The organism is Denitrificimonas caeni, from assembly GCF_905120345.1.
Lineage (GTDB): Bacteria > Pseudomonadota > Gammaproteobacteria > Pseudomonadales > Pseudomonadaceae > Denitrificimonas > Denitrificimonas caeni_A.
Genome location: NZ_CAJHOA010000002.1, coordinates 366,632 through 387,469 on the forward strand (window position 1 = coordinate 366,632; position 20,838 = coordinate 387,469).

Consider the following 20,838-nt stretch of genomic DNA (forward strand, 5'->3'; position numbering starts at 1 on the left):
ACATAATAACAGGATGGCACAGGGTTATGCCGTCCTCGCTTTAATTATGTACACCGTGCTGTTTAAGCCAACTCAATAACTGCGTCAAAGGCAAAGCACCGCTTTGTCTGGCCACTTCTTGGCCATTACGAAACAAAATCAGACTCGGAATCGAACGCACACCCAACTCACCAGAAAGGGCTGGATGGGCTTCGCTGTCTAACTTAGCAAAGCGGCACTGCGTCGCTAACTGTGCAGCCACTGCAGTAAAGGTCGGCGCAAACTGTCGGCATGGTCCACACCAACTGGCCCAGACATCGACTAATAAAGGAATATCGCCTTTACTCTGTTTGCTGAAAGTTGCCTGATCCAGGTCAAACGGCTCGCTGATAAAGATACTCTTCTTACAGGAACCACATTGTGGCTGTGCTTCACGTTTATCACTCGGAATACGGTTTAGAGTCGCGCAATGTGCGCAAGGAACAACAATAGATACAGTCATTTTGACGTCCTCTTTATTTAACACAGCACTACTTTACCTAATTATTAACTATATAGCCCAGCCTTCTAGTAGCAGCTATTTGCTTATTGCGACCTCTTAGTCTACAACTTTAACTATTGATGGAAAAACACTCACGGCATGGAGGCTGTTTGTTTATGCAACATCAACGCGCTTTTACTCTAGTTGAATTGTGTATTGTTCTGGTCTTATTGGCGATTCTAGCTCAAGTCGCGCTGCCGTCGATGCAAGATTTCATCGAGCGCAATCAACAGCAGGCCCTATACAATCAAATTGCCCGAGCCGTGCAGAATGCGCGCACCTATGCGGTGACCCACCGTGTCCGCGTGGAGTTATGCGGTAGCGGCGACGGGTTATCCTGTGATCACGATTGGGCACAGGGCTGGCTGCTGCGTGAGTCCAGCCAGTTAACACCAGTGAGCGTCACTCAACTCAATACAGAGCAACGACGTTTGCAATGGAGTGGGTTTCAATCATCAATTAAATTTCATAGTAATGGCATCAGTCCAATGGGTAACGGCCGCTTTTATAGCTGCTACAAGCAAGAGATCAGCTGGCAACTGATTCTAAATCGTCAAGGCCGCTTACGTACCGCCAGCACGACAGAAAATGTTGCAGAACTGGCGCGCTGCAATTGATAGCCAACGAGCATAAATTATTATCGATAATATCCACAACAACACTTGCCGCCCACCACAGCATCAGGTAACACTGCGGATATGAACAGATCGAATAACAGCACAAAAACCACGGATGATTTTTTCCTACCGGAGCTCTGCCAAGCAGAAGCGTTGCTGGGTCTAGTGCTATTGGCAGAGTTGTTAGTTTTTGTCCTGGTTCTCGCTGAACCGATGGTGACCGGCTTTGACTGGATGCGTTTGGCGCTAACCTCATTATTTGTACAATGGATTGTTTTACTCTCTGCAGCCACGCTATGCCGTGCACGCCCTTACTTAGCCCGTTTACCGGCCGGTGCGGCAGTGCTGATTGTCTGCACACTGGTGCTGTGCTTAACCTTATTATGTACCGCAATTGCCGAGCACTTTTACCTTACCGAAGAGTTATCACATGAGGCTCGTACGCACTTATATCTTCGCTACGCTTTAATCAGCTTAATTATGTGCGCTCTACTACTGCGTTATTTTTATTTGCAGAGCCAATGGCGACGTCAACAGCAGGCTGAGTTAAAGGCGCGCTTGCAAGCCCTACAAGCGCGTATCCATCCACACTTTTTATTTAACAGCCTCAATAGTATCGCCAGTTTAATTGGCTCAAATCCCGATAAAGCAGAACATGCGGTGCTCGATTTATCTGACTTATTCCGTGCTAGTTTAGCCAAGCCAGACTCGCTGTCGACATGGAAAGATGAGCTCGCATTAGCAAAACAATACCTTTCCATTGAACAATATCGACTCGGCAAGCGTCTACTAGTGGTATGGAGTATTGATGCTGTACCTGATGATCTGCCAATGCCGCATTTAACCCTGCAGCCATTATTAGAAAACGCAGTGATTTATGGTATTCAACCGAGCATTGAAGGCGGCACGATTGAAATCAATGCCGACTATGTACAAGGCGTTTTTAAGTTGCAAGTGAGCAATCCTTTTACCCCGAGCAATAATAACTACAACCCGCGTGGAACACGTTTAGCGTTGGATAATATTGAGGCACGCTTAAAAGCTCTGTTTGGTGCAACAGCACAATTAGCCATACAACAACACCTTAATCGTCACACCACAGGTCTAAGCTATCCTTGCTCTAGACCCTCAGCTGAGGCGCCACAACAAGATGAAGATCTTAATCGCTGATGATGAGCCTTTAGCTCGCGAACGCTTAGCTCGAATGCTTACAGAAATACCCTATTGCACAGTGCTACAGCCCAGTGCAGAAAACGGCTATGACGCGCTACAACTGGTGGCACGTTTAAAACCAGATATTTTGCTGCTAGATATTGGCATGCCAGGTTTAGATGGCCTGCAAGTCGCAGCACAGCTCTGCGAGCAAAGTGACGCACCAGCGGTTATATTTTGCACGGCGCATGATGAGCATGCTTTGCAAGCCTTTGATGTCAGCGCTATTGGCTATTTGGTCAAACCTGTTCGTACTGAGCAGTTGCTGGCAGCTTTAGAAAAAGCCCAGCACCTGAGTCCGCTACAGTTGGCGACTTTATCGCGTGCACCGCGCAGCCTCAACGTTCCTCGTACTCATCTCAGCGCTCGCACTCATAAAGGTATTGAGCTGATTCCACTGGAGCAGGTTATCCATTGCGTGGCGGATAATAAATATGTCACCTTGCGCCATACCGACGGGGAGACCTTGCTTGACGAATCACTAAAATCCCTTGAAGAAGAGTTTGCTGAGCGTTTTGTACGTATTCATCGCAATGCCTTAGTCAGCCGCAACCATATTGAACGTTTACAGCGTACGCCCAGCGGACATTACGAGCTGCATCTGCGCGGTGTGCCAGAAGGGCTTAGCGTCAGCCGTCGTCATGTTGCTGCCGTACGTAAATTAATGGACCAACTCTAACGGTCTGCAGAAAACTTGCTTGCGCGCATGAGGCAAGCCTGCGCTGTGCCTGTTATCATCCCTACTATGAGAATTGATAACTTTGGATCATAACTATGTCTGCAAATGAACAGTCTGTCCGTGAAATTCGTATTGCCACCCGCAAAAGCGCTTTAGCGTTGTGGCAGGCAGAATTTGTTAAAGCCGAACTTGAAGCGGCTCACCCACACTTAACCGTGACCTTAGTGCCGATGGTCAGTCGGGGCGATCAACTGCTTGATTCACCTTTATCAAAAATTGGCGGCAAAGGCCTTTTTGTTAAAGAACTGGAAAGTGCTCTACTGTCCAAAGAAGCCGATATTGCTGTGCACTCGATGAAAGATGTGCCAATGGCGTTTCCACCCGGTTTAGGTTTGTACTGCATCTGTGAGCGTGAAGACCCACGCGATGCTTTTGTTTCCAACAACTACGCCTGCTTAGAGGACTTGCCACAAGGTAGCATTGTCGGCACATCCAGCCTACGTCGCCAAGCACAGCTATTAGCTCAGCGCCCAGACTTACAGATTAATTTTTTACGCGGCAACGTCAATACCCGTTTAGCCAAGCTGGATGCCGGCGAATACGATGCCATTATTCTCGCTGCGGCCGGCTTACTGCGCTTAGGCTTTGCTGAACGGATTCGTAGCAGCTTAGATGTCAGCAGTAGCTTGCCTGCCGGAGGACAAGGTGCAGTGGGTATCGAATGCCGCAGCGATGACAGCGAGATTCATGCATTATTAAAACCTTTACATCACGCTGATACGGCAGTTCGTGTTAGCGCTGAACGCGCACTCAATAAACATCTCAATGGTGGCTGCCAAGTACCGATCGCCTGCTATGCAGTATTAGAAGATGAACAGTTATGGTTGCGTGGCTTTGTTGGCCAGCCTGACGCATCGGTGTTGCTGCGCGCTGAACAGCGTGCGCATAAAGATGATGCTGAAGCCTTAGGTATTGCTGTAGCTAAAGACCTCTTAGCCCAAGGTGCGGGCGAAATCCTTGCCGCACTCTACGCCGAAGAGACACCTGTAACGTGAAACAGTGGCGCGTGTTAATTACGCGGCCCACAGCGGACAGCGCAGTGTTGGCTGCGCTGTTGGCCGAACAGCAGATCTATAGCAGTAGCTTACCGCTCTTAGAAATTGAAGCGCTGCTAGAAACGCCTGCGCAACGCTCGCAGATACTCAATCTTGATCGCTATTGTGCTGTGATTGTCGTGAGCAAACCCGCCGCAATCTTAGGCTTGCAGCGCGTTGATCAATATTGGCCACAACCGCTCGCTGAACAACACTGGTTTAGCGTCGGTGCAGGAACAGGGCGTATCTTGGCTGATTATGGTTTATCAGTCAGCTGGCCTGAACAGGGTGATGACAGTGAAGCTTTATTAGCCCTGCCGAAGTTTTTAGAGATCACGAGTATAGAAGATGCTCGCGTTTTAATTATGCGAGCAGATGTTGGCCGTGACTTTCTCGCCGAGCAATTAAAACAGCGCGGCGTGCAAGTTGATTTTTTACCGCTTTATCGCCGCAGCTTACCCGTTTATCCTACAGATACATTAGTGACGCGCATCCAACAACAACAGCTCAATGGTCTTGTGGTCAGTAGTGAGCAGGGACTGCGTCACTTAATTGAATTAGCTGGGGACGCATGGTCAACGCTAGCATCTTTAGCGTTATTTGTGCCCAGTCCACGCGTTGCACATATTGCCCAAGAGTTAGGCGCACAGCATGTGATTGATTGTCGGGGAGCTAGTAACCAGGCTTTATTAAAGGCTTTGACCGCGCATGCCGTACCAACAGCATAAGGATTTAATCATGACTCAATCTTCAGAAAAGCCCGACCTTAAAGCCGCTACAGCAGCAGAACCAGCTCAACAAAATAACACGTCTAAACCTGAGCAACCGGCAAACAAGGAGTCGACAGTTAAGCCAACAGCGGCGAAACCATCAGCAAGCACAGCAACGCCGGCCAGTAAGCCGACAACATCCTCATCAGGCAAAGGTTTAGCCGTACTTGCTTTATTATTTGGCTTAGGTGGTTTGGGCGCTGGGGTCTGGAGTGTGCTACAAATCCAAGCTTCCAATGATCTGAGTGCACAGCAACAACAACAGCTTTCGAGCATGCTGTCACAAACCAAAGATCTAGCAGGACGTGAACAACAACTCAGCCAAACCTTGGCACAAATGCCATCGGCCAGCCAATTACAGCAAGGTCGTGAGCTTTTGGCCAGTGTACAGGCCGAACAACAATTGTTATCGCAACGCCTAGAGACCATTTTAGGCGCCAGCCGTCAAGATTGGCGTTTAGCGGAAGCCGAGCATCTGCTGCGCATGGCCAGTTTGCGCTTAACCGCGCTACACGATACCAATAGTGCGCGCTTTCTTTTACAAGCCGCTGATCAGATTTTAATGGAACAAGATGATCCAGCCGCATTTGCCGCACGCGAACAATTAGCGAACAGCATCGCCGCTCTGAACAGCAGCAGTACTTTAGACCGTACCGGCTTATTTGTGCAGCTCGGTGCTTTGCATCAGCAAGCCAGTCAACTGACTCACTTAGCGCCTGAGTTTATTCAAAGCCAAGGTCAGCAAGCTGACGTTGCGCAAGGTGACGGCCCAGGACGCTGGGCCCAGTGGTGGGAGCAAATTTCGCGCTATGTACGTATCGACTTTAATGCTAGCGAACAAGTGCAACCTCTGTTAGCCGGACAAAGTTTGACACAAGTACGTCTTGCCTTAGGTTTAGCCTTAGAGCAAGCACAGTGGGCCGCTCTCAATGGCGCAACCGAGGTATACCAACAAGCATTGCAACAAGCCTTGGCTATTTTAGAGGCTCACTTTAGTGTGAAAGACAGCAGCGTTAGCAGCTTACGTACTCAGCTCAGCGAACTGCACGAGCAAAAAGTCAGCGAAGAGCTGCCAGACTTAAATGCCGCACTGATAACCTTGCAAGCCTATATTAATACCCGTTCAACCCCTCAAGAGCCTGGCACAGAGGAGTCCAACTGATTATGAAACGGACCTACCTTATTTTGCTGGTTGTGGTGGCCTGCGCTGCTGCACTCGGCATGTTTATCGCTGAACACACAGGCTATGTGCTGATTTCGTGGAAATCATTTCGCTATGAGTCAAGCCTCTGGATGTTCCTTGCAGTTCTCGCTGGCGTATTTGCCGTGCTGTATGGCTTACGTGCGCTAATTAAAATGACCTTCGTTTCAACCGGGTTGGTTAACCCCTGGTCACGACGCAACCAAGGCCGCCGCTTACGCCGTGCTGCCGAGCAAGGTATTTTGGACCTAGCGCAAGGCCAATGGAAAGATGCTCTACGCCATTTACGCCGCGCTGCTGAAGGTGAAAAAAAACCTTTGGTCTACTTATTGGGTGCTGCCAATGCCGCAGAGAAATTAGGGTATAGCGAAGAAGCCGACCAGTTATTAGAGCAAGCCTTAATCAAACAACCCTCTGCCGAGGTGGCCATCGCCTTAGCCCATGCTGACTTACAACTGCAGCGCGCGGATGACGCCGGTGCACAAGTCACACTACAAGCCATGCACGAGTTACACCCGCAGCATCCAGAAGTTCTTCTGCGTCTACAAGCCTTACTGCGTCAGCGTCAGGACTGGTCAGCACTGATTGGCTTGCTCCCCGCATTACGCAAATGTAAACGTCTGAATAGCGAACAACTGCAAAGTATTGAGCATCAAGCATGGTCTGGACGTTTGGCGACTATTTGCACACTTAAGCAGGATACTCAAGCTGCACTTAAATCGTTAGACAGCGCATGGCAAGGACTCTCGGTTAAGCTGAAAAACGACCCACAACTGGTCGCCTCCTATGCTACTGAGCTGCTGCGTCTTGATGCCCAGCAACAGGCGGAATCATTGCTGCGTCATGCGTTAAAAAATAGTTTAAATGACGAGTTAATCGAATTGTATGGGCGCACTCAAGGTCAGGATGCAGCACGCCAGTTGCAACTGGCTGAGAGTTGGCTAAAACAAGCGCCGAACCATCCTATACTGCTGCGTGCCTTAGGCCGCTTAAGCCTGCGCAATCAGCTCTGGGGTAAAGCTCGTGATTATTTCGAGAGTAGTTTACGTCTGCACCGCCAAGCACATACCTGTGCAGAACTAGCACGTTTACTCAGCCATTTAGGCGATACGCAACGTAGTAATCAGCTGTTTGCCGAGAGTTTCCAGCTATTAGAGGATTCTTTACCGACACTACCGCAACCGGCACTACAAAAAGAAACGGCATCGTCGTAATATTTCACAAGGCTCAGCGTGTTTACCACCTTGAGCCTTGTTTAGCTTTCATCTGTCGCACAGCGACTCACCACCACCTATAGCCTGATGCTACACCGAGGAATTTAAATGCAATTACCCTCCACTCGCCAGCTGTTCTTCTTGGCTTTTTTAGGCTGTACAGGTCTTATGGCTTTCGCTCTGTACCTTGAACATAGTGTCGGCTTAGTTCCCTGCCCGCTATGCCATGTACAGCGTTTTGCTGTTGTCCTTTTTGGCTTAATTTGCTTGCTAGCAACCTTGCACAATCCCGCTCTATGGGGTCAGCGTATTTATGCTTTTTTCGCCATGCTGGCTGCCGCTTTTGGTATAGCTACAGCCGCTCGGCAAATTTGGTTACAAGGCTTACCAGAGGATCAACTGCCCGCATGCCTGCCGCCACTGGAATTTATGCTGGAAGCCTTCCCCATGCAGGAAATTATCAGCAAAATGCTACATGGCACGGCTGACTGTGCCAAAGTGGACTGGACATTATTAGGTTTCAGTATTGCTGAACTCAGCATCGTCAGCTTTAGCGCGATGTTGGTGTTTGCGCTGTTTCTTCTATTGCGTAAAGATACCGCGAGTCATACTCATTTTGCGAACTAGCTAGAGAATTTCCTAGGGCTGAGCCATTGACTCAAGCCCTAGGAAAATAGTCAGCTGCTACTCTTTTAAAGGCACTAAACGCGGTGCAATCATATTTTCCGGACGTAAAATATCGGCGAGTAGGACATCGTCTAAGAGCTGTTCTTCACGCACCAGCTCCAGTACACCACGGCCACTTTCTAAAGCCAGTTTGGCAATCCGCGTAGCATTGTCATAACCAATATACGGGTTAAGTGCCGTAATCAGACCAATAGAATGCTCCATCAGCGTACGGCAACGTTCTTCATTGGCAGTGATACCCACCACACAATGTTCACGCAGCATATCCATCGCGCGTCGCAGCAAACGAATGGAGTCAAACATCTTCCAAGCAATTAACGGCTCCATCACGTTAAGTTGTAACTGCCCTGCTTCTGCAGCCAAGGTCAATGAGAGATCGTTACCTATTACCTCATAAGCCACCTGACTCACCGCCTCAGGGATCACAGGGTTGACCTTGCCCGGCATAATCGAGCTACCCGGTTGGCGGGCGGGCAGGTTGATCTCATTAATCCCGGTACGTGGACCACTGGACAATAAGCGCAAGTCATTACAAATCTTCGACAGTTTCACTGCGGTACGCTTGAGCATGCCAGAAAACAGCACAAAAGAGCCCATATCAGAGGTGGCATCAATCAAGTTTGGAGCGGCTTTAATGGGATAGCTACAAATTGCCGCTAAACGTTCAACGGCAATTCCTTGATAACGCGGATCAGCATTAATACCGGTACCAATGGCCGTGCCGCCGAGGTTAACGGAGGTAAATAAGTCATTAGCTAAGCTTTTTAAGCGATTTAAATCCGCAGTTAAGTTGGCTGAAAACGCTTTAAATTCTTGACCTAAAGTCATCGGCACAGCATCTTGTAATTGCGTGCGGCCCATTTTCAGAACATGCGCAAACTCATCACTCTTGTGCGAAAATGCGTCAATTAAGCGCTCCAAACTGACCAACAAGTCATTGTGACCTAACAATAAACCCACACGTATAGCGGTTGGATACGCATCGTTAGTCGATTGCGCCATATTCACATCATTATTAGGGTGTAAAAAACTGTACTCACCTTTTTCCTTGCCCATCGTCTCTAAAGCAAGGTTAGCAATAACTTCATTGGCATTCATATTGGTTGAAGTGCCAGCACCGCCTTGAATCATATCAACAATAAATTGATCATGATGCTTACCCTCAATCAGCTGGGTACAGGCTGCAGAAATAGCCGTATGCTTTTTATCATTTAAGTAACCCAACTGATGGTTGGCATCGGCGGCGGCCTGTTTAACCATTGCCAAAGCACTGACAAAATTAGGGTAATGCGATAAGGGAACACCCGAGAGGTGAAAGTTATGCATGGCTCGAAGCGTCTGAATGCCGTAATAGGCATCTTTAGGAACGGGCAAAGAGCCTAATAAGTCATGTTCAGAACGAAACGCTGTTGCCGTCATAGGTCATACACTCCAGTAACCGAAATTCTTAAATAATAGTTGATGCAAATCTTAGACTTTCCAAGCACCTAAAGCTAACCCTGTGTACTCGACAGCTGCGGCATAACGACCCACTCCAACCTGTGGATAACTCTGTGGGCAATCTGTGCAAAGCTAAGCCGCTACCTAAAAGCCAGAATTAAAAACCAGTAACCTATTGATTCACAACGATAATAAAATAAAATCAAGAAAAATAATTGCTATAGTACACAAAGCCGTCTGTGGATAACTCTGTGTACGCTTATCCTAGGCCGACTCTATTAGCTCGGTGTTTTAGCTTCATCATCCACTAAATCCAGCTCAGCGATGCTGCGTAAGCGCTCAACAACCTGAGCATTGATCGATCCGTCAGGGAAAACATTATCCGTATCAGCACAGCCTGCCTCGACACCGCTGAGCAAACACAAGGCTTGATCAACATGAGAGACAGTATAAATATGAAACTGCCCTGCGCTGACAGCAGCAATCACAGCCTTATTTAATAGCAAATTGATAATATTAGAGCGTGGAATAATCACGCCCTGCTCTCCGGTTAAACCTCTTTCCTGGCATAAGCGGAAGAACCCTTCGATTTTCTCGTTAACTCCTCCGACCGCTTGTACTTCACCAAACTGATTGATCGAGCCAGTAATAGCAAACGACTGTTTTAGTGGCGTGCGCGATAAAGCAGAAATAAGCGCGCACACCTCACCCAGGGAAGCACTGTCGCCATCGACATAACCATAGGATTGCTCCAAAGCAATACTGGCAGAAATGGCTAAGGGAAACTCTTGTGCATAACGACTGCCTAGATAACCGGTGAGAATCATCACTCCTTTCGAGTGAATCGACTGACCTAAACTGACTTCACGCTCAATGTCGACAATACCGCTACTGCCTGGATACACTGAGGCAGAAATTCTAGCGGGCACACCAAAGACTGAATCACCCACAGCCAGTACGGTAAGGCCATTACACTTACCCACAGCGGCGCCCTGGGTATCAATCAAAATAACCCCAGATAACATATCATCCATAATTCGCGTTGAGACACGACCAGTACGGGTTATCCTAGCAGCAATGGCATCTTCAATATGCTCTGCATCTGTGAGCTCTGCGCCAGCGTTGTGCCTTATAAAGTCAGCTTCACTGACCACTTGGAACAAATCCGCAAGACCTGCCGAGATGCGCTCTTGGTGCTCAGCTAAACGCGCACTGTAACGGGCTAACTGCTCTACTGCTGCCGAGGTCAATGGCGCCATGCCTTCTTCAGTGGTACGGGCACATAACAATTGTGCAAACTGGGTCAAGGTCTCGTCAGTCAAAGGAATATCTTCATCGAAATCCACCAACAAACGAAACATTTCCTGAAAATCAGGATCCAGTTCCTGCAATGCGTAATATAAATCACGTGAGCCAATCACTACCACTTTGACCTGCAAAGGGATCACTTGTGGAATTAAAGTAGCCGCTGCGACACGACCTAACTCAACCAATGGCGATTCCATCTTTAATTGTCGCGAGTGCAATGCACGCTTGAGCGCTTCCCAAACAAAGGGTTCAGAGAGCAGTTTTTCCGCTTCTAAAATTAGATAACCACCATTGGCATCATGCAAAGCACCCGAACGCAATTGTCGGTAACTGGTATAGAGCACGCCTTGGTCAGTACTGTATTCAATGCGGCCAAATAAATTATCGTAGGTGGGGTGTGATTCAAACACCACCGGCGCGCCCTCACCAGGCGTATGCCCCACGATTAAATTAGGACTGTACTGCTCCTCTAATAATTTGCGCGCAATGGCATCGCTGTGCTCCTCATCAACCAACTGCTCAACCACAGTTTTTAATAAGTTGGTTTGCATCGCTTGTAGGTAGTCGACCACGCAAGGATGTTCGGCATATTTGAGTGTCAGTGGCGCAAGTAGAGGCTCCAATGCTAGCGCAATGGTTTCTTCATTGAGCTGTCGTAGCTGATTACCCGATTCCCGCTTCCACAGTGGCAAGCTAGATAGCTCTTTATTGAGTTGCTCTTCAAGCACAGCGATATCGGCATGAAACTTCTCACGCTCGATTTCTGGGCGCTGAGCAAACTCAGCTTCATCTAAAGCTTTACCTTCAAACATCGGCGTAAAAGCAATATTGATACTATCGCGATAGAGAGCGATATTTTTCTCTAGCGCCAGCTTCTCAACGACATCCAAGGCTTTGTCATAACGGCGGTTAAAACTCCGATCAATGGCGCTTTTTTTCTGCTGCCAAGCCGGTGTTTCAAATACCGCAGGAAAGGTCGCTAACAGATTATCCAGCAACACACTGATATCAGCACAAAAGCGACTGCCTTCGCCGGGAGGTAGCTGTAGTGCATGCGGCTCGCGCATTTCACTAAAGTGATTAACATACAACCAGTCCGAAGGTGTCGGGCGTTGTTTCGCTTGTTCGGTAAGATAGCGCCGTACATAAGAGAAACGGCCTGTCCCTGACTCGCCCATGACAAACACGTTGTAGCCTGGACGCTGCATGGAAATACCAAACTGCAACGCTTGTACAGCTCGAGCCTGCCCGAGCACACCTGTTAAGGGTTCAAGTTCCGCCGTACTGGTAAAGTTGAACTGCCCATTAAAGATGCGAGTGAGTTGTTCTGGTAATAAACGCTGTGCATTGACAGTTGAATCAGGCATTAGAATTCCTTGCAGCTAGCGGCCACGCCGCGAAGTGAACGGCGCATTCTGGCCTTGCTTGGTGGCTCTGTGCAAGGCAGAAGTACAAAGAAGGCCGTTTAACGGCTGATTATGCACTAAAAGCTAATCGGTGAAGATGCTGCAACCGCTGTGATGGGGGTGTTCCGCTAGTGTTATTTTCCGCTATTGACACCCTCACAATCAAAGTACGAGGTCTTACGCGAAATTGATAACCTTAGCGAAACACGGGTTGATTATCGATACTGTTCTTGCACGCTGGTTAAGAGCCCACGCTCAGTGATAACTCAGTCGGCGCAATTAATACAAAAGCTGGCTGCGGGCAAGGCTTCAAGGCGTGCCGCGCTAATCGGCTCACCACACTTCTCGCACTCACCATAAGTGCCCTCATCTAAACGCACTAATGCTTGCTGCACCTCTTTGTTACTGGCACGTGCATCAGCTAACAAACCTTGCAAAACCATATCATTTTGACGCTCCGTAGCTTGCTCAGAAAAACTTTGTGCATGCTCACGTGACAAATCACGCTCAATGGCGTCTGCTCGATTACTGTACTCACTGGCCAGCGCTTCCAAGCGCGCACGTAGCTTAATGTCAGTCATAACAACCTCTTCTAAAAAATAGATAAATCAATATTGAGACTACAATTAAAATCCAATCTATAGAACGCACTGCCATGCAAAGCGCTAATCTGTGTCAACCAGACTATCAAGATACAACAAGGGCAAAAAAAATGCCTCGTGATTACTCAACGAGGCATTTTTACTAGTACAGCGTAAGGATCAAAGGTTAAACAATACCTTGCGCTAACATCGCATCCGCGACCTTAACGAAACCAGCAATATTGGCACCTTTAACATAGTTTACGCGACCGTTTTCCATACCGTAGTTAACGCAAGCGGCATGAATACTCTGCATAATGCTATGTAATTTGACATCCACCTCACCGTCAGTCCACAGCAAACGCATGGCGTTTTGGCTCATTTCTAAGCCACTTACTGCAACACCACCCGCATTCGACGCTTTACCAGGAGCATACAAAATACCCTGTTCGATAAACAGGTCAACCGCATCCAGTGTCGATGGCATATTGGCGCCTTCCGCCACACACATGCAGCCGTTTTTAATCAGAGTACGGGCGTCATCAATGGTCAGTTCGTTCTGCGTTGCACAAGGCAAGGCAATATCGCATTTAAGCGCCCAAGGACGCTGGCCAGCGAGGTACTGCAGACCAAAGTGTTCAGCCATTTCTTCAATACGGCCACGACGGATATTTTTTAAATCCATCAGATACTGCCAATGTTCGCTGTCCATGCCGTTTTCCATATACAGCGTACCGCCGGAATCAGACAAGGAAATTACTTTACCGCCCAGCTCAATCACTTTTTGCGCGGCATATTGCGCCACGTTGCCTGAGCCTGAGATCGCCACACGCTGGCCTTCAATGCGACGTTTAACGCTTTTCAGCATCTCTTCAGCAAAATAGACACAGCCGTAGCCGGTTGCTTCAGGACGAATCAAGCTGCCGCCGTAGGTCATGCCTTTACCGGTCAACACCGAAGTAAACTCATTGGCTAGACGCTTGTATTGACCAAACAAATAACCAATTTCACGTGCACCCACACCAATATCACCGGCGGGCACATCGAGGTTGTGGCCAATATGGCGGAACAGTTCGGTCATAAACGACTGACAGAAGCGCATCACTTCATTGTCAGTTTTACCTTTAGGATCAAAGTCAGACCCCCCTTTACCACCGCCCATCGGCAATGAGGTCAAAGAGTTTTTAAACACTTGCTCAAAGGCTAAAAATTTTAAAACACCTAAATTGACCGATGGATGAAAGCGCAGACCGCCTTTATAGGGACCAATAGCACTGTTCATTTGAATCCGATAACCACGGTTAACATGCACTTTACCGGCATCATCAACCCAAGGTACGCGAAATAAAATCACGCGCTCAGGTTCGACCATACGCTCAATGATGCCAGCCTTCATATAGCGCGGGTTATCCTCAAGGAAGGGCCATAGGGTGCGTAGCACTTCTTCAACCGCCTGGTGAAATTCCGGCTGGTCAGGGTCACGCTGTTTTATATGAGATAAAAACGCATCAAGAGTTTGCGACATAATAATAAAGCCTCAGCAAACCGTACATGTACGGTCATGGTTCAAAACCACCTGACTTTATCAGTGCGAGGGCATCTTGCGATAGAAAAACATACACTTTTTTAATAAAAATATACCTTATACCCTGCTATCCGCCTTAATAGCTCCATTGCAACACTCATTTTACTGCTGACTTGCTTATGTATAGCACATAGATGTAAAGTTATATTATAACTAAATCATGATGTATTAATGGAGTTTTAGCATGCGTTTCTCTTATTTATTAGCCCCTATCCTGTTTGCCCTGAGCCCTCTCAGCATCGCTGCGTCCGAACACGAACACGAACAAAGTTTAGACGCTCACGTACATGGCGTTGCCACACTAAATGTAGGCTTAGACGACCAGCAGCTCGAACTGCAATTTGAAAGTCCGACGATGAATATCTTTGGTTTTGAATACAAGCCCAGCTCAGAAAACGATAAACAAGCATTGATTGAGGCAGAGCTTACCTTGAAAAATGAGCAAGCATTATTCAAACTCTCCAGTGCAGCGCAGTGTGTGCTGAGCGCAGTAACGATTGAAAACGATCTAGTCGAACCCACTCAAGACGCGCATGAGCATGAGCATGACGAACATGCCGATGCTCAAGATGAACAGAACCACAGTGATATTCAGGTAGGTTACCTATTTAACTGCGCAACACCGGATAAATTACACAGCATCGATTTAGCCGGTTTTTTTAAAGCATTTCCACACACAGAAAAAATCAACGTACAGCTGATGACCTCCACCGCACAGCTCGGCGTTGAACTCTCACAGAGCAATACTGTACTAAACTGGTAAGCTCACTCTGTGCCTGCGCCAGCCGTGCTGCGCAGGCTCTACGTTCCTCCGCTGCTGAGATTGATCATGACCACCTCCACCCCGATTATCGAACTGCAGAATTTGCGTTTTGCTTGGCCTAAGCAAGCCACCCTGTTAGATATCGATACGTTTCGCCTTGAGCCTGGACAGAGTTTATTTTTAAAAGGCCCGTCTGGTAGCGGTAAAACTACGCTTTTAGGTTTGCTCGGCGGCGTACAACTGGCGCAAAGCGGCAGTATTCACTTGCTGGGACAAGATTTAAGTCAACTCAGTGCCAGTGCTCGCGACCGTTTTCGCGCGGATCACAGCGGTTTTATTTTCCAACAATTCAACTTATTGCCGTTTTTATCCGTACTGGAGAATGTGTTACTGCCATGCCAGTTCTCGAAACGGCGGACACTGCGTGCGATTCAGCGCCACGGCTCGATACATGCCGCCGCAGAAACATTACTCAGTCATTTAGGACTGGCGTCCGAGCTTCATCAGCAACGGGCAGGTGAGCTCTCGATCGGCCAGCAGCAACGGGTTGCCGCCGCGCGGGCCTTAATCGGTCAGCCAAAACTAGTGATCGCTGACGAACCCACCTCCGCTCTAGATGCTGATAGTCGTGAGGTTTTTCTGCAGCTGTTATTTGCCGAATGCCAAGCCGCTGGAGCGAGCCTGCTGTTTGTTAGCCATGATCAGTCACTGGCAACACTGTTTGACCGCAGCATTGACCTCACGCAACTGAACCGTGCCACACGCAAGCAGGAGATTTAAAAGTGCATTTACTTCGAATTGCCTTGCGCAGCTTAAATAATCGCCGTTTTACAGCACTGCTGACCATCTTTGCTATTGCTCTGTCGATCACTCTACTCTTGGCCGTCGAGCGAGTGCGTACGGAAACCCGCGCCAGTTTTGCTAGCACCATCAGCTCGACTGATTTAATTGTTGGTGCGCGTTCCGGCTCAGTCAACTTATTACTCTACTCAGTGTTTCGAATTGGCAACGCGACCAATAATATCCGCTGGAGTAGCTTCGAGCACATTGCTCAGCACCCGCAGGTCAAATGGGCGGTACCGCTATCATTGGGTGATTCCCATCACGGCTATCGCGTGCTAGGTACCTCTGAAGATTACTTCACTCATTATCAATACGGTCGCAAACAGCACTTAAAGCTCCGCGCTGGCCGCATCTTTAGTAACCAAGCGCCCTTTGAAGTGGTGCTGGGTGCCGAGGTTGCCGACGCGTTAAACTATCAACTGGGCCAGGAAATCGTTCTCGCGCATGGCGTCGCTACCATTAGCTTAGTCAAGCACGATGATAAGCCTTTCACCGCTGTTGGTATCTTAGAGCGTACCGGCACACCCGTAGACCGCACTCTGCATATTGCTTTAGCGGGGATGGAAGCGATTCATATTGATTGGCAACAGGGTGCGCCCGCCTATGGCAATCGGAAAATCAGCGCCGAACAAGCGTTGCAAATGGATCTGCAGCCGAAAGCAATCACCGCGATGCTGCTGGGTTTAAACAGTAAAATCGCAACCTTTGCTCTACAGCGAGAAATCAATCAATGGCGCGGCGAGCCTTTGTTAGCGATATTGCCCGGTGTTGCTCTGCAAGAGCTGTGGAGCTTGATGGGCACCGCCGAAAAAGCCTTGTTTATGGTCTCGCTGTTTGTGGTGCTCACCGGTCTTATTGGCATGCTCACCGCGATTCTAACCAGTCTCAATGAACGTCGCCGCGAGATGGCTATTTTGCGTTCTGTCGGCGCACGCCCTTGGCATATTGCTAGCCTGCTGGTTCTTGAAGCCTTGACCCTCGCCGGCGCTGGAATCCTCCTCGGCGTGGTTTTACTCTATGCTGGTATAGCCCTCGCGCAAGCACCGTTGCAAAGCTATTACGGTTTGTATCTCCCTCTCTCGGCACCCACGCTGTATGAGTGGAAACTGCTTGCGGTCGTATTGCTCGCGGCGATATTAATGGGCGCGATTCCAGCATGGCGTGCCTATCGACAGTCCTTAGCGGACGGCTTAAATATCCGTTTATAAGCCTTAAAACCAACCAATAGCATTAACTAGAGATGCCTGTATTATGCGAAAACTATTTTGGATCACCTTACTGCTGTGCAGTGTTAATACAGTCTTTGCCGCAGAGCTGCGCACGCTAAAGTGGGAAGAGATGGTCCCCGCTGATGCACCACCCTTGCCAGCACCAGCACCGTTGCACAACCTTAATCAACTGGCTGACATTCTCGCTGAAGAAAGCGGCCCTGCAGCTGAGCAACAACACCCCAATGCACCGATAGTGCCTGAGCTGGATGGTTTAAAAGTTAAGCTACCCGGCTATATCGTGCCGCTGACTATTGATGATAACAGTCGTATTACTGAGTTTTTGTTAGTGCCCTACTTTGGTGCTTGCATCCATGTACCACCGCCGCCGTCGAATCAAATTGTTTACGTCACCAGTGAAGGCGGGGTTGCCTTAGGCGATATGTGGCAGCCCTATTGGATTGAAGGCACCCTCAGTGTTGAATCCTTTAGCAGTGATATGGGCGATACTGGCTACCGTGCTGAAGCAGAACAAATATACCCTTATGTCTTTGACAGCCCTGCGATCAAAAAAAATCGTTAACCCTCTCCTCCAGTGTTCTTGGGCCAGCCAAGATCGGCAATTAGAACAACAATCTGTGTAGCCCTAGACTAAAAGTGCTACAAATTAATCGTTTTTATCCGATCAGCCATCGTATAATGCGCGCTCGCAGGAGAGAGGGCAGCTAAAAGCTGCTCCGCCGAAGGCGCAAACTCCCATAAACGCTCAGGCTCATGTACTGCGAAACAACTTAGATTCGCCAACTGGAGAGCGATTGCTTTAGGCAATCCACCGAAGGGGCAAGCGGCATATTGCTGCATAAACTCTCAGGTACACAGGACAGAGGGAGAGGCGCGACTGTCTGCAGGAGTCCTGTGTGCTGACTTATATCTATCTGATTGCTATTACTGCTGAAGCCATGTCCGGTGCACTTGCTGCTGGACGACGAAATATGGACCTCTTTGGCGTTGCTCTGATCGCTTTTATCACCGCGCTTGGTGGTGGTACCGTGCGTGACATGTTGCTGGGCAATTACCCCGTCACATGGACACAACACCCGCCCTATATCTATCTGACTATCGGCTCAGGTCTCGCGACGATGTTAGTGGCGCGTTTTATGCACAAGCTTAATCAGATTTTCCTGATCTTAGATTCCATGGGTTTAGTGGCCTTTACCATCATTGGTTGCAATGTTGCCTTAAAGCTTGGCTATGAAACACCTGTGATTATTATGGCGGGAATTACTACCGGTATTTTTGGCGGTATTCTGCGCGACATCATGTGTAATCGCACCCCACAAGTCTTGCGTCATGAGCTCTACGCCAGCGTGTCGCTGATTGTAGCGATTGTCTATTTGTTCCTAAAATCGCAAGGCGTCTCTGACGATATCAACACCCTCGCCTCCTTCAGTTTTGGACTGGCTCTACGTCTCTCGGCCATCCGCTGGCAACTGTCCTTGCCAGTATTTTCCTACTCACCAGGACGCTGGGGTGATTAATAACTAAGGCGCTACATGGCGCCTTAGTTAAGGCATGCTGCCGAGCTTAAAGCCTGTTCTGAACACACCAACGACAGCCGAGCAATGCCCAACCTAAGTACCGATAATGCCACCATCGGTACGGGTGATGACCATCACGCTGGAGCGCGGCACTGAATCACCGCCCAGTGGAAAGTGCGATGGTTCCAGCTCTTCACCGGGGTGTTGTACGCCGATAAATAGCGTTTTCTGATCGGCAGTAAAAGCCAGACCGGTTATTTCACAGGCCACCGGCCCCGTTAAGAAACGCCGCACTTCGCCTGTTTTAGGGTCGGCGCAGAGCATCTGATTGTTCCCTTGTCCGGCAAAGTCACCTTGGTTCGAATAGTTACCATCGGATTGAATCCACAGGCGTCCGGCCTGATCAAAACCAATGCCATCGGGGCTGTTAAACATATTCTCGGCAGTGATATTGCTCGACCCAGCATAGGGGGTTGCGCCATGCACGCTGGGGTTACCCGCGATTAAAAACAGATCCCACTGAAAGCCTTTAGCGCTATGCTGCCCTGCTGTGGGGCGCCAGCGCACGATGTGTCCATAGTGGTTTTCAGCACGAGGATTAGGGCCGCCAACCGGTTGATTGTCTTTTAAACCGCGATTTTTATTATTGGTCAAGGTACAAAAAACCATCGGCTCATGCGGATGCACAGCAACCCACTCCGGCCGATCCATGGTCGTCGCACCAACTTGAGTGGCCGCTAAACGCGCATGAATTAAAACCTCAGCTTGGCTATGAAAACCATTCTCTGCAGTTAAGCCATTTTCGCCATAGACTAAACTTAACCATTCACCACTGCCGTCTTCATTAAACTTAGCGACAAACAAATCTCCATCGTCGAGCAGGTCACGATTAGCAGCCTGATCAGTAGGGTTGTATGTGTTACGACTGACAAAACGATAAATATGCTCACCACGCTCATCATCACCTAGATACACCACCACATGACCGTCTGCAGCAATCACCAACTCTGCGTTTTCATGCTTAAAGCGACCTAAGGCCGTTCGTTTAACCGGTATCGCCTGTGGGCTATGCGGATCAATTTCCACCACCCAGCCAAATCGATTGGCTTCATTGGGCTCTTGCGCTAAATCAAAACGCGGATCAAATTTGTACCAACTGTAACCGGCGTCTTCAGCGGCAATACCGTAACGAGCAAAAGCTGGGCTCAGCTTTACTGCCGCATCACTGCCAAAATAGCCATTAAAGTTTTCTTCACAGGTTAAATAGGTGCCCCAAGGCGTCATACCATTGGCGCAGTTGTTAAAAGTACCTAAAGCCATTTCACCCTTGGGGTCGGCTTTAGTCTGCAACAAAGCATGACCTTGAGCTGGACCGCTGATGCGCATCGGGGTATTGGCATCAATACGGCGGTTGAACTGGCCGTCCTTTGCAAAGCGCCAGCCTTGCGCCTGCTTCACCAAAGTCAGCACCGATACGCCATGCGCAGCCTGTGCATAGCGCACATCAGCAGCCGTCATCTTTTTGCCCTGATGCGCAAACATCAGCTCGTAGTTAGTGTACTCATTGTTGACGGCCAAAATAGCGGTATTCTCGTCCACAGAAAACAAGCTCATACCATCATTGTTATCGCCAAATTGGCGCTGCTGATTGGCAACAGTGTTGTTCTGCACCTGATTAGAAAAATCTGCCACATCAGTAAACAAAGGATCACCCCAAGAAATCAGACGCTCGACTTGATAGCCATCAGGCACCACAACAGTATCAGCCGTACTAACAGGTACCGCTTTGAAACCTAACAGAGGTCCCGCCGCCGGCGCTAATACAGCTGCAATAGACTGACTAAGAGGAGCTATAGTAAAAAAAGCCACAGCACCTAAAGCAGCGCTAGCGCCGAGAAAACGACGTCGAGATAAACCCTGCTCAACCATTTGGGTAAATTGTGGTGTTTGCGTACGTGGATGATTCAACTCATCTTGCAGCTCAAACTGACTCATGATCCAGCCTCATCGATTAACTCAACTATGAAGCTCACAGCTTAGTGAGCGTCGATGTCAGAAGCATGACCAACAGATGACAAGATGATGAATACTCAGAGCGAGGTGTTGCGCAATAAAATCGAGTGCTGAACATCGACCTGTAGTGTGCAGCCATTAAAAAACCCGCAACGTTGC

General features: G+C 48.7%; 19 protein-coding genes and 2 riboswitches. Of the genes, 13 read left to right on the plus strand and 6 right to left on the minus strand.

The features are described 5' to 3' along the window. Window positions 1-40: 40 nt before the first annotated feature. The gene (gene trxC / locus JYJ62_RS05340; RefSeq protein ID WP_205341159.1) at window positions 41-481 is read right to left on the minus strand and encodes a thioredoxin TrxC; all 441 of its coding nucleotides are present in this window, start codon (window positions 479-481) and stop codon (window positions 41-43) included. 155 nt (window positions 482-636) lie between these two features. Between trxC and JYJ62_RS05345 the strand changes: the two genes are divergently transcribed. The 8 genes from JYJ62_RS05345 (at window position 637) to JYJ62_RS05380 (ending at window position 7,934) form a co-directional block, all read left to right on the plus strand. Continuing rightward, the gene (locus JYJ62_RS05345) at window positions 637-1,137 is read left to right on the plus strand and encodes a GspH/FimT family pseudopilin (protein ID WP_205341160.1); all 501 of its coding nucleotides are present in this window, start codon (window positions 637-639) and stop codon (window positions 1,135-1,137) included. 81 nt (window positions 1,138-1,218) lie between these two features. Next, window positions 1,219-2,307 (plus strand): sensor histidine kinase, encoded by a 1,089-nt coding sequence (locus JYJ62_RS05350; RefSeq protein ID WP_205341161.1) that lies wholly within the window; start codon window positions 1,219-1,221, stop codon window positions 2,305-2,307. Then, window positions 2,288-3,028: a LytR/AlgR family response regulator transcription factor gene (locus JYJ62_RS05355; protein ID WP_205341162.1), complete on the plus strand. Its 741-nt coding sequence runs from the start codon at window positions 2,288-2,290 to the stop codon at window positions 3,026-3,028. The genes JYJ62_RS05350 and JYJ62_RS05355 overlap by 20 nt, the downstream gene beginning before the upstream one ends. A 95-nt stretch (window positions 3,029-3,123) precedes the next feature. Further along, window positions 3,124-4,083, plus strand: a complete 960-nt coding sequence (hemC, locus tag JYJ62_RS05360) for a hydroxymethylbilane synthase (protein WP_205341163.1) — start codon at window positions 3,124-3,126, stop codon at window positions 4,081-4,083. Then, window positions 4,080-4,850: a uroporphyrinogen-III synthase gene (locus tag JYJ62_RS05365; RefSeq protein WP_205341164.1), complete on the plus strand. Its 771-nt coding sequence runs from the start codon at window positions 4,080-4,082 to the stop codon at window positions 4,848-4,850. The genes hemC and JYJ62_RS05365 overlap by 4 nt, the downstream gene beginning before the upstream one ends. A 10-nt stretch (window positions 4,851-4,860) precedes the next feature. Further along, window positions 4,861-6,054 carry a uroporphyrinogen-III C-methyltransferase gene (locus JYJ62_RS05370; protein ID WP_205341165.1) on the plus strand — a complete coding sequence of 398 codons (1,194 nt, stop codon included), beginning with the start codon at window positions 4,861-4,863 and terminating at the stop codon, window positions 6,052-6,054. 2 nt (window positions 6,055-6,056) lie between these two features. Beyond that, window positions 6,057-7,307 (plus strand): heme biosynthesis HemY N-terminal domain-containing protein, encoded by a 1,251-nt coding sequence (locus JYJ62_RS05375; RefSeq protein ID WP_205341166.1) that lies wholly within the window; start codon window positions 6,057-6,059, stop codon window positions 7,305-7,307. 108 nt (window positions 7,308-7,415) lie between these two features. Next, a complete protein-coding gene (locus tag JYJ62_RS05380; protein ID WP_205341167.1) occupies window positions 7,416-7,934 on the plus strand; it encodes a disulfide bond formation protein B in 519 nt (172 codons plus the stop codon). 57 nt (window positions 7,935-7,991) lie between these two features. On the opposite strand, the gene JYJ62_RS05385 is transcribed toward JYJ62_RS05380, so the two are convergent. The 4 genes from JYJ62_RS05385 to gdhA form a co-directional block, all read right to left on the minus strand. After that, window positions 7,992-9,413 carry an aspartate ammonia-lyase gene (locus tag JYJ62_RS05385; RefSeq protein ID WP_205341168.1) on the minus strand — a complete coding sequence of 474 codons (1,422 nt, stop codon included), beginning with the start codon at window positions 9,411-9,413 and terminating at the stop codon, window positions 7,992-7,994. Window positions 9,414-9,712: 299 nt separating this feature from the next. Further along, entirely contained in the window at window positions 9,713-12,109 is a 2,397-nt protein-coding gene (locus JYJ62_RS05390) for a Lon protease family protein (protein WP_205341169.1), read from the minus strand. A gap of 305 nt (window positions 12,110-12,414) precedes the next feature. Continuing rightward, complete coding sequence (locus JYJ62_RS05395; RefSeq protein WP_205341170.1) at window positions 12,415-12,729, minus strand: TraR/DksA family transcriptional regulator; 315 nt, start codon at window positions 12,727-12,729, stop codon at window positions 12,415-12,417. 187 nt (window positions 12,730-12,916) lie between these two features. Beyond that, the gene (gdhA, locus tag JYJ62_RS05400; RefSeq protein ID WP_205341171.1) at window positions 12,917-14,254 is read right to left on the minus strand and encodes an NADP-specific glutamate dehydrogenase; all 1,338 of its coding nucleotides are present in this window, start codon (window positions 14,252-14,254) and stop codon (window positions 12,917-12,919) included. Between the two features lie 244 nt (window positions 14,255-14,498). Between gdhA and JYJ62_RS05405 the strand changes: the two genes are divergently transcribed. From JYJ62_RS05405 to JYJ62_RS05425, 5 genes are all read left to right on the plus strand, one after another. Then, window positions 14,499-15,077, plus strand: coding sequence for a DUF2796 domain-containing protein (locus tag JYJ62_RS05405; protein ID WP_205341172.1), 579 nt, complete (start codon window positions 14,499-14,501; stop codon window positions 15,075-15,077). Between the two features lie 66 nt (window positions 15,078-15,143). Then, window positions 15,144-15,857 carry an ATP-binding cassette domain-containing protein gene (locus tag JYJ62_RS05410; RefSeq protein WP_205341173.1) on the plus strand — a complete coding sequence of 238 codons (714 nt, stop codon included), beginning with the start codon at window positions 15,144-15,146 and terminating at the stop codon, window positions 15,855-15,857. A 2-nt stretch (window positions 15,858-15,859) separates the two neighbouring features. Then, on the plus strand, window positions 15,860-17,128 hold the full coding sequence (locus JYJ62_RS05415) for an ABC transporter permease (RefSeq protein WP_205341174.1): 1,269 nt from the start codon (window positions 15,860-15,862) through the stop codon (window positions 17,126-17,128). A gap of 43 nt (window positions 17,129-17,171) precedes the next feature. Then, window positions 17,172-17,711, plus strand: a complete 540-nt coding sequence (locus tag JYJ62_RS05420; RefSeq protein WP_205341175.1) for a DUF3299 domain-containing protein — start codon at window positions 17,172-17,174, stop codon at window positions 17,709-17,711. A gap of 117 nt (window positions 17,712-17,828) precedes the next feature. Then, a riboswitch (glycine riboswitch) is annotated at window positions 17,829-17,920 on the plus strand. A 2-nt stretch (window positions 17,921-17,922) separates the two neighbouring features. Then, window positions 17,923-18,022, plus strand: a riboswitch (glycine riboswitch). Window positions 18,023-18,045: 23 nt separating this feature from the next. After that, window positions 18,046-18,666 (plus strand): trimeric intracellular cation channel family protein, encoded by a 621-nt coding sequence (locus JYJ62_RS05425; RefSeq protein ID WP_205341176.1) that lies wholly within the window; start codon window positions 18,046-18,048, stop codon window positions 18,664-18,666. Between the two features lie 93 nt (window positions 18,667-18,759). Here JYJ62_RS05425 and JYJ62_RS05430 read toward each other — a convergent pair whose 3' ends face one another. Continuing rightward, window positions 18,760-20,661 carry a PhoX family protein gene (locus tag JYJ62_RS05430; RefSeq protein WP_205341177.1) on the minus strand — a complete coding sequence of 634 codons (1,902 nt, stop codon included), beginning with the start codon at window positions 20,659-20,661 and terminating at the stop codon, window positions 18,760-18,762. Window positions 20,662-20,838: the final 177 nt, after the last annotated feature.